The 7,442-nt window shown below is 30.0% G+C and carries 8 protein-coding genes and 1 pseudogene; 5 read left to right on the top strand and 4 right to left on the bottom strand.

Annotated features, from left to right (window positions below):
- Nucleotides 1-663: pseudogene (locus AJN56_RS01525) on the bottom strand (DUF2920 family protein); the annotation flags it as partial.
- A gap of 91 nt (nt 664-754) precedes the next feature.
- Here AJN56_RS01525 and pseF point away from each other — a divergent pair.
- The 3 genes from pseF to pseH are packed head-to-tail and all read left to right on the top strand — an operon-like array spanning nt 755 to nt 2,731.
- Nucleotides 755-1,453, top strand: coding sequence for a pseudaminic acid cytidylyltransferase (gene pseF / locus AJN56_RS01520; protein WP_002869384.1), 699 nt, complete (start codon nt 755-757; stop codon nt 1,451-1,453).
- Nucleotides 1,437-2,261 (top strand): UDP-2,4-diacetamido-2,4,6-trideoxy-beta-L-altropyranose hydrolase, encoded by an 825-nt coding sequence (gene pseG / locus AJN56_RS01515; protein ID WP_002790573.1) that lies wholly within the window; start codon nt 1,437-1,439, stop codon nt 2,259-2,261. The genes pseF and pseG overlap by 17 nt, the downstream gene beginning before the upstream one ends.
- Entirely contained in the window at nt 2,258-2,731 is a 474-nt protein-coding gene (pseH, locus tag AJN56_RS01510) for a UDP-4-amino-4,6-dideoxy-N-acetyl-beta-L-altrosamine N-acetyltransferase (RefSeq protein ID WP_070241792.1), read from the top strand. The genes pseG and pseH overlap by 4 nt, the downstream gene beginning before the upstream one ends.
- Here the strand turns inward: pseH and wbuZ are convergent.
- Genes wbuZ through pseA form a run of 3 tightly spaced genes read right to left on the bottom strand, consistent with a single transcriptional unit; the run spans nt 2,696 to nt 5,181 of the window.
- Nucleotides 2,696-3,442, bottom strand: a complete 747-nt coding sequence (gene wbuZ, locus AJN56_RS01505; protein WP_070241790.1) for a glycosyl amidation-associated protein WbuZ — start codon at nt 3,440-3,442, stop codon at nt 2,696-2,698. The two genes, pseH and wbuZ, sit on opposite strands and share 36 nt — an antisense overlap.
- Nucleotides 3,443-4,048 carry an imidazole glycerol phosphate synthase subunit HisH gene (gene hisH / locus AJN56_RS01500; protein ID WP_079860185.1) on the bottom strand — a complete coding sequence of 202 codons (606 nt, stop codon included), beginning with the start codon at nt 4,046-4,048 and terminating at the stop codon, nt 3,443-3,445.
- Complete coding sequence (gene pseA, locus AJN56_RS01495; RefSeq protein WP_070241787.1) at nt 4,045-5,181, bottom strand: pseudaminic acid biosynthesis protein PseA; 1,137 nt, start codon at nt 5,179-5,181, stop codon at nt 4,045-4,047. The genes hisH and pseA overlap by 4 nt, the downstream gene beginning before the upstream one ends.
- A 254-nt stretch (nt 5,182-5,435) precedes the next feature.
- On the opposite strand from pseA, the gene pseI reads away from it, so the two are divergent.
- Together pseI and AJN56_RS01485 are read left to right on the top strand one after the other, a co-directional pair.
- A complete protein-coding gene (pseI, locus tag AJN56_RS01490) occupies nt 5,436-6,467 on the top strand; it encodes a pseudaminic acid synthase (protein WP_070241785.1) in 1,032 nt (343 codons plus the stop codon).
- On the top strand, nt 6,464-7,442 hold a 979-nt coding region (locus AJN56_RS01485; protein WP_148115940.1), incomplete at its 3' end, for a motility associated factor glycosyltransferase family protein. The genes pseI and AJN56_RS01485, both read left to right, overlap by 4 nt.

The following is a 7,442-nucleotide window of genomic DNA, read 5'->3' as shown; positions in this document are numbered from 1 at the left end:
CCCGAATTATCAATCACACCATCCACATACCAAGGAGCTATTTTTGCTATGAGTAAAGATAGGTATCCTCCATAAGACCCCCCCCCCATAAATTTTTGGTAAATCTGCAAGTTTTGGAAAACGTTTCACTAAATCTTTTAAAGCATTAATATGATCAAGTGCTGCCATAATACCATAGTTTTGATAGTCTCCATTAGGTGGGATAAAAGTTGAGGTGAATTTCGCTTGATAATTTTGCGCTAGTTTTCTTTGTGATTTTAAAGTAGTAATATTCTGATTAAGTAATTCGTAACATTGTTGTGCGTTCTCAAGATTAACATTGATATTAACACCTATTTCCAATAAAGCCTGAGATAAATTTGACACATCATCTTTTGTAAACATTGTAAAAGCACTATATTTCTCAACATCTGAACGTCTTTGACAAAAACAATGATAAAAAACATGCACTGCTACAACATCAAAATTTTTAGCAATATATTCCCTATCAAAATCTAAAAAAGAAATATTTGCATTAGCTCCAAAACCACCCACTATAAAAACTATGGCTTTGATATCTTTTTCATCATCATAGCTAATGCGGTATTCAAGTTTGCTAGTTCTTTTTATATTTAATTCTACATCATCACAAGAATCAATTTCAAAGGTTTGATTTATGAGCATTATTCCACCCCATTTGCATTATTTTATTGTATTTTAAAGACAATTATACTTAAATTTTAGTAAAATAAAACACAAAAAACAAGGCTTAACTATGAAAAATCTTTGCATAATCCCTGCTCGTGGTGGATCAAAAAGAATTCCTAGAAAAAATATCATTGATTTTCTAGGTAAACCTTTAATCGCTTATAGCATAGAAAATGCTTTAAATTCAGGTATTTTTGATGAAATAGTACTTTCAAGCGACGATGAAGAAATCATAGAAGTAGCCTTAAAATACGGTGCAAAAGCTCCATTTGTGCGTGATAAAAATTTAAGCGATGATTATGCTTCAAGCACTGCTGCAGTGCAAAATGCCATAGAAATTTTACAAAGCCAAAATCAAATTTATGATCATGTCTGTTGTCTTTATGCTACTGCTCCGCTTTTAAATAAAAACATTTTAAAACAAGCTTATGAAAAATTTATACAAAATCAAAGCAAGTTTTTATTTGCCGCCACTGAGTTTGAGTATCCTATACAAAGGGCTTTTTATCTAAATGAAAACAATCAAGTTTATATGTTTGATGAAAAACATTATAAAAGTCGTTCACAAGACTTAACAAAAGCTTATCATGATGCAGGAGCTTTTTATTTTGGCACAAGTAAAGCTTGGCTTGAAGAAGATTTTATATTTAAACCTCATTCTAGTGTATTTGTATTGCCAAGAAATTTAGTTTGCGATATAGATACCATGCAAGATTTAGAATTTGCAAAAATACTTTATAAGGTAAATCATGAAAGTGCTTTTTAGAAGCGATAGCTCCAGTCAAATAGGCTTTGGACACATTAAACGTGATCTAGTCTTAGCTAAACAATATAGCGATGTAAGTTTTGCTTGTTTGCCTTTAGAAGGCTCTTTGATCGATGAAATTCCTTATCCTGTTTATGAGCTTGATAGTGAAAGCATTTACGAACTTATCAATCTCATCAAAGAAGAAAAATTTGAACTTCTTATCATTGATCACTATGGCATCAGCGTAGATGATGAAAAACTGATCAAGCTTGAAACAGGGGTGAAAATTCTAAGCTTTGATGATGAAATAAAGCCTCATCATTGTGATATTTTACTCAATGTCAATGCCTATGCAAAAGCAAGTGATTATGAAGGTTTAGTGCCTTTTAAATGCGAAGTAAGATGTGGTTTTTCTTATGCTTTAATCAGGGAAGAATTTTATCAAGAGGCCAAAGAAAATAGAGAAAAAAAATATGATTTTTTCATTTGCATGGGTGGAACTGATATAAAAAACCTTTCTTTACAAATTGCTAGCGAATTACCTAAAACAAAAATCATCAGCATTGCAACCAGCTCTTCTAATCCTAATCTTAAAAAATTGCAAAAATTTGCAAAATTACATAACAATATTAGATTATTTATCGATCATGAAAATATTGCAAAATTGATGAATGAAAGCAATAAACTCATCATTAGTGCAAGTTCTTTAGTCAATGAAGCCTTGCTTTTAAAGGCAAATTTCAAAGCTATTTGTTATGTTAAAAATCAAGAATCTACAGCAACTTGGCTTGCTAAAAAAGGGTATGAAGTGGAGTATAAGTATTGATAAAACTTAAAAATTTCACAGAACTTAATTCTCAAGAAATAGAGCTGATTTTTAAATGGCGCAATCACCCCGATATTAATCAATTTATGAAAACAAAATATATTGATTTTGAAGAACATTTAAGATTTTTAAAAAAATTACATCAAGATTCTAGCAAAAAATATTTTTTAGTTTTTCAAGATGAACAGATTATCGGCGTAATTGATTTTGTCAATATCACAACTAAATCTTGTGAATTTGGACTTTACGCAAAACCTAATTTAAAAGGCGTAGGACAAATTTTAATGAATGAAATTATAAAATACGCTTTTGAAAACTTAAAAGTAAATACTCTTAAAGCTTATGTTTTCAAAGACAATCACAAAGCTTTACAATTATATCAACAAAATCATTTTACCATTTATGATGAAGATAAAGATTTTTACTATGTTTGCCTAAAGCAATCTCACTGCAAAGCCTTGCCTAGCTAATTCTTCTTTTACATCTTTAGGGGTATACTTAGAAAAATGAAAAATATAAGCCCCTGCTAAAGCATCAGCACCCAAATTTAAAGCCTCAACTCCATCACTTGGATTGCTAAGTCCTCCATTGATAATAAGAGGAATTTTAAGTTTATTTTGAAAGATCTTTAAAAGTTCTAAATCATAACCCTTTGCCCTTCCTTCAAAATCCACAGAAGTCAAAAGAAGCTCTCCAGCTCCTTTTTTTTCATATTCTAAAGCAAGTTCTAAAGGACTTTTTTCAAGTAAATTTCTCCTGTCATAAACACAAAATTGCCCTCCTTTTCTTTTAACATCTATAGAACAAACTATACATTGAGAACCAAAACGATTAGCCGCTTTACTTATAAAATCCATATCTTCTAAGGCCTTAGAATTGATAGAAATTTTATCCGCACCTAAATTTAAAATCTTTTGTATATCTTCAAGGGTTTTTATCCCGCCACCTATAGTTAAAGGCATAAAACATTCTTTAGCAAGATCTTCTATACTTTCAAAATCTATTTCTCCACTTTTTGAAGCATCTATATCTAAGATAATAAGCTCATCAACATTGCGTGCATTATAAATTCTCATTGTTGAAGTTAAATGCCCTATAGTGCGAAAATCTTTAAATTCTATACTTTTAACAAGTTGTCCGTTTTTTAACAAAACACAAGGGATAATTCTAGTTTTTAACATTTAAAGCCTTGCAAAATTTTCTAAAAGTTTTAAGCCTAAATTTTGACTTTTTTCGGGGTGAAATTGTGTAGCAAAAATATGATCTTTTTGTAAAGATGCAACAAATTTATGTCCGTATTGTGCTTTAGCACTTACAAACTCATCTTTGCATTTCACATAAAAAGAATGCACAAAATAAAAATCACTCTTATTATCTATGCCTTGATACAAAGGATCTTGTTTTAAAATTTCAAGCTCATTCCAACCCATGTGTGGGATTTTTAAATTTAAATCCTCTTCAAATTTGACTACTTCACCTTCTATAAAACCAAGTCCTTCGCAAACTCCACCTTCATAGCCCCTTTCTAAAAAAAGCTGCATTCCTAAACAAATGCCTAAAATAGGTTTTTTTTGTACTAAAACTTGCTCTTTTAAAGCTTCTATAAAACCAAGTTCTTTTAAATTTTTCATCGCTTCTTTAAAGGATCCCACTCCAGGTAAAAGCAATTTATCTGCTTTTTGCAAATCTTTTGGATCTTGAGTTATAAAATTTTTAGCTCCTATTTTCTCAAAAGCCTTTGCAACAGAGTTTAAATTTCCCGCCTTGTAATCAATGAGCGCTATCATTTTAAAACACACTCGTCTTTTCTTACCAAAGAACCATCATAATCTCTTATAAATTTGCCATTTTCATCACGTTTAAAAATTTTTTTATTGGTAAAAGAATCTACTATTTTTTGAAATTCTTCCTCGCTAAAACCACTGAATTCAAGGTATTTTTTAATAGCCTTTTTAGGGGGCTTGCCATCATATTTTTGCACCAAACGCACCCCTTCTTCACGGCTGATATAACCTAAACGAATATCCAAACAAGCATTATCCGTTGCTCTACCAAAGCCGTATTTGCAGTATTTTAAATAATCATGCACATGATTAGAATAACAATCTAAATTTTCAAAATTTTCATAAGTAGTCTCAACAGGATGATCTAGAGTTAAAAAACCATATTTTTTAGAAATTTCAAGAATTTTTTTATAATCCCATTTAAAATAATACCCTAAAAATAGCCCAGTAACCCCTACTCTTTGAAGTTCTTCATCACTTGGATAAGTATATAAAAACAAATCTTTTTCAGCGATACCATTTACCCCAAGCATATCAGAAGCACGATTTCCTAAAAGCCCGCCAAATTCTTCAAGCCACTCTCTGCCTAAAATATTTTTATTTTTACTACTCGCAGGACCGCCATACTCTATCTGCGGACTTTCTCCCCAGATGATCAAAGGCACTCCAAAATTTACCGCTATGCGTGGAACAGAAGTAAAAATTCCCAAATGGTTTTGCCACTCATTATCCCCTGTTCTTATAAAAGCTTCACGGGCAAGTTTTTGATAAACTTTTGGATCACGCTTGATATGGATCAAATCGACGCCCAAATGATTTAAATTGTCTAAATTTTTGCGCCCTATTTTCGTAGGTACACTAGGCTCAAAACACACACACAAAGGATTAAGTCCAAGTTCAAGCATTTTAACCACTTGAAAAGTAGAATCTTTTCCACCACTTACTCCGATAACACAATCATAAACAGGATGTTTTTTGTATTTTTTTACAAGCTCAAAAAATTCTTTTTCTCTTTCTTGCCAATTGATTTTTTGATTTTTAGCTTCTTGAGAACGACAAGCATCGCAAATTCCTTCTTCATCAAAATGTAAATCAGGTTTAGTATCTGGCATCACACATTTTTTACAAAATTTCATAAATTTCCTTTAATTAGTCTTAAATATATATCGTTATAATTAAATTTTACTTTATGATTTTATATATTTATATTATATAAAAATTAAAAAATGAATGAATTCTATGATTTAAATCCCTATCGCATTTTTTGAATGAAACCAAGCAAAATCATAATAAAGTCATAATATTTATATAATTTAATATATAAATTGAATAAATATATAATATAATTATATATCATTTTAGTCAGGAAATTTACCAAAGAAAGAAAAGTATGCAAATAGGAAATTTTAACACCGATAAAAAAGTTTTTATCATAGCAGAACTTAGTGCAAATCACGCAGGAAGTCTTGAAATGGCACTTCAAAGCATAAAAGCTGCTAAAAAGGCAGGTGCTGATGCGATAAAAATTCAAACCTATACCCCCAACAGCCTTACTTTAGATAGCGACAAAGAAGATTTTATCATCAAAGGAGGACTTTGGGACAAAAGAAAACTTTATGAGCTTTACGAAAGCGCAAAAACTCCTTATGAATGGCATTCTCAAATCTTTGAAACCGCACAAAATGAAGGCATACTTTGTTTTTCAAGTCCTTTTGCCAAAGAAGATTTAGAATTTCTAAAACGCTTTGATCCTATAGCCTATAAAATCGCTTCTTTTGAAGCTAATGATGAAAATTTCGTGCGTTTAATCGCCAAAGAAAAAAAACCTACTGTCGTTTCAACGGGCATTGCTACAGAAGAAGAACTTTTTAAAATCTGTGAAATTTTTAAAGAAGAAAAAAATCCTGATTTAATCTTTTTAAAATGCACTTCGGCTTATCCTACTGCCATAGAAGATATGAATTTAAAAGGCATAGTAAGTTTAAAAGAAAAATTTAATGTTGAAGTGGGACTAAGTGATCATAGCTTTGGTTTTTTAGCCCCTGTTATGGCAGTAGCACTTGGAGCTAGAATGATAGAAAAGCATTTTATGTTAGACAAAAACATAGAAAGTGAAGACAGTAAATTTAGTCTTGATTTTGATGAATTTAAAGCTATGGTAGATGCAGTAAGACAAGCTGAAAGTGCTTTAGGCGATGGTAAGTTAGATCTAGATGAAAAGGCGCTTAAAAACCGTGTTTTTGCAAGAAGCTTATATGCAAGTAAGGATATCAAAAAAGGTGAAATGTTCAGCGAAGAAAATGTAAAATCCGTGCGTCCTTCTTTTGGACTACATCCTAAATTTTATCAAGAGCTTTTAGAAAAAAAAGCTACTAAAGATATAAAATTTGGCGATGCTTTAAAAGAAAGTGATTTTAGATGAATAAAGATCTTTTTTTAAAAAATACCCGAGCTTTATTTGAAGTTGATCAAATCTTAGCCTATAAACTGCGTAGTTTAGAAAAAATTGATTTTAAAATACTGCAAAATGAAAATGGAATTAATTTTATAAAAGATGATATCGCACTTTATAAAAATCCCAATCAAGAACTTTTAGAAAGCTTAACCCTTTTTAAAAGCGAGTATGAAAAATATCCTGTATTATTTTTTTACGGTTTTGGAAATGGTATGTTTTATAAAGCTTTATGTGAGAATAAAAACCATAAACACATCATAGTTTTTGAAGATGAACTTGAAATTTTAGCTCTTGCTTTTCATTTGTTTGATTTCAGTAAAGAGTTAAAGAACGAAAAATTAATTTTATTTTATACTCCAGAAGTAACAACAGCCCAGTTAACAACTCTGTTTATATATGAAAATATTCAAAAAAGTGTGAAAATTTTTAATTTATATATTCATAATAATTTTTATGAAAAATTTTATACTCAAAAAATAAAAAATTTGAATTATAAACTTATGGAAACTATTAAATACGTAGTATTAAATAAAGGTAACGACCCTTATGATTCTATAATTGGGATAAAACATACTTTAAATAATATTCCAAAACTTTTAAGTCATGGTATTTTTCAGGATTTTTTAAAAAAAAGAAAAAGAAAAGTTAAAAATGCCATCATTGTTTCTACAGGACCAAGTCTTACTAAACAACTTCCTTTATTAAAACAATACGCAAATAAAGCTACGATTTTTTGTGCAGATAGCGCTTATCCTATTTTAGCAAAACACAATATTAAGCCTGATTATGTTTGCATGTTAGAAAGAGATGATATAGTTTCTAAGTGTTTTGACAACGATTTTAAAGAATTTGATAAAGGAATTTTGTTTATCCTAGCTTCGGTAGTTCATAAAGAAGTTATTGAATTTCTTGAAAGAAATAATAGGGAGTATATGTTGGTGC

The sequence above is a fragment of the Campylobacter sp. BCW_4319 genome, assembly GCF_001764435.1.
Taxonomy (GTDB): domain Bacteria; phylum Campylobacterota; class Campylobacteria; order Campylobacterales; family Campylobacteraceae; genus Campylobacter_D; species Campylobacter_D jejuni.
This window is presented reverse-complemented; position numbering and strand designations above follow the sequence as displayed.

Excerpts from the sequence above, each read along its gene's own strand:
- pseF (WP_002869384.1), top strand. The coding sequence starts at position 755 with ATGAAAAATCTTTGCATAATCCCTGCTCGTGGTGGATCAAAAAGAATT.
- pseG (WP_002790573.1), top strand. The coding sequence starts at position 1,437 with ATGAAAGTGCTTTTTAGAAGCGATAGCTCCAGTCAAATAGGCTTTGGA.
- wbuZ (WP_070241790.1), bottom strand. The coding sequence starts at position 3,442 with ATGTTAAAAACTAGAATTATCCCTTGTGTTTTGTTAAAAAACGGACAA.
- hisH (WP_079860185.1), bottom strand. The coding sequence starts at position 4,048 with ATGATAGCGCTCATTGATTACAAGGCGGGAAATTTAAACTCTGTTGCA.
- pseA (WP_070241787.1), bottom strand. The coding sequence starts at position 5,181 with ATGAAATTTTGTAAAAAATGTGTGATGCCAGATACTAAACCTGATTTA.
- pseI (WP_070241785.1), top strand. The coding sequence starts at position 5,436 with ATGCAAATAGGAAATTTTAACACCGATAAAAAAGTTTTTATCATAGCA.